This window comes from Klebsiella oxytoca NBRC 105695 (assembly GCF_001598695.1).
GTDB lineage: Bacteria > Pseudomonadota > Gammaproteobacteria > Enterobacterales > Enterobacteriaceae > Klebsiella > Klebsiella oxytoca.
This window is the reverse complement of sequence record NZ_BCZK01000036.1, coordinates 1-1,023: the sequence shown is the minus strand read 5'-3', so window position 1 is coordinate 1,023 and position 1,023 is coordinate 1. Positions and strand designations below refer to the sequence as shown.

Sequence of the window (1,023 nt, the reverse complement as noted above, 5' to 3'; positions counted from 1 at the left end):
ATAACGGTTCATATCACCTTACCGACGCTTTTCGCAGATTAGCACGTCCTTCATCGCCTCTGACTGCCAGGGCATCCACCGTGTACGCTTAGTCGCTTAACCTCACAACCCGAAGATGTTTCGTGAAACATCGTCGTGTCGCGAAAATTTGAGAGACTCGAACACACATTAGCTGTGTGTCGTTTCAATTTTCAGCTTGATCCAGATTTTTAAAGAGCAAAACTTCGCAGTGAACCTTTTCAGGTACACTCTGAAGTTTTCTTGTTTTTGGCAGTAAAGATGGTGGAGCTATGCGGGATCGAACCGCAGACCTCCTGCGTGCAAAGCAGGCGCTCTCCCAGCTGAGCTATAGCCCCATCGTAGTTAAAATCTCATTTACCGTAATTCGGTTCCGGGCAAGGCGTGGAAGAACGAAGCATACTGAAGTATGCGAGTTATTTCACAACGCAGCACGGGAGCGAATTTGGTAGGCCTGAGTGGACTTGAACCACCGACCTCACCCTTATCAGGGGTGCGCTCTAACCACCTGAGCTACAAGCCTGCAGAGATTTTCTTACTGCTTATTTTTCATCAGACAATCTGTGTGAGCACTACAAAGGCAGGTTCTTTCAGGTAAGGAGGTGATCCAACCGCAGGTTCCCCTACGGTTACCTTGTTACGACTTCACCCCAGTCATGAATCACAAAGTGGTAAGCGCCCTCCCGGAGGTTAAGCTACCTACTTCTTTTGCAACCCACTCCCATGGTGTGACGGGCGGTGTGTACAAGGCCCGGGAACGTATTCACCGTGGCATTCTGATCCACGATTACTAGCGATTCCGACTTCATGGAGTCGAGTTGCAGACTCCAATCCGGACTACGACATACTTTATGAGGTCCGCTTGCTCTCGCGAGGTCGCTTCTCTTTGTATATGCCATTGTAGCACGTGTGTAGCCCTACTCGTAAGGGCCATGATGACTTGACGTCATCCCCACCTTCCTCCAGTTTATCACTGGCAGTCTCCTTTGAGTTCCCGGCCGGACC

2 tRNA genes and 2 rRNA genes are annotated in these 1,023 nt (G+C 50.0%); all 4 read right to left on the bottom strand.

The features are described from left to right. A 23S ribosomal RNA gene (locus KO1_RS26645) occupies positions 1-102 on the bottom strand; the annotation flags it as partial. Positions 103-280: 178 nt separating this feature from the next. After that, positions 281-356, bottom strand: a tRNA-Ala gene (locus tag KO1_RS26640). Positions 357-464: 108 nt separating this feature from the next. Continuing rightward, a tRNA-Ile gene (locus tag KO1_RS26635) sits at positions 465-541 on the bottom strand. A gap of 72 nt (positions 542-613) precedes the next feature. Then, positions 614-1,023 (bottom strand): 16S ribosomal RNA (locus tag KO1_RS26630); the annotation flags it as partial.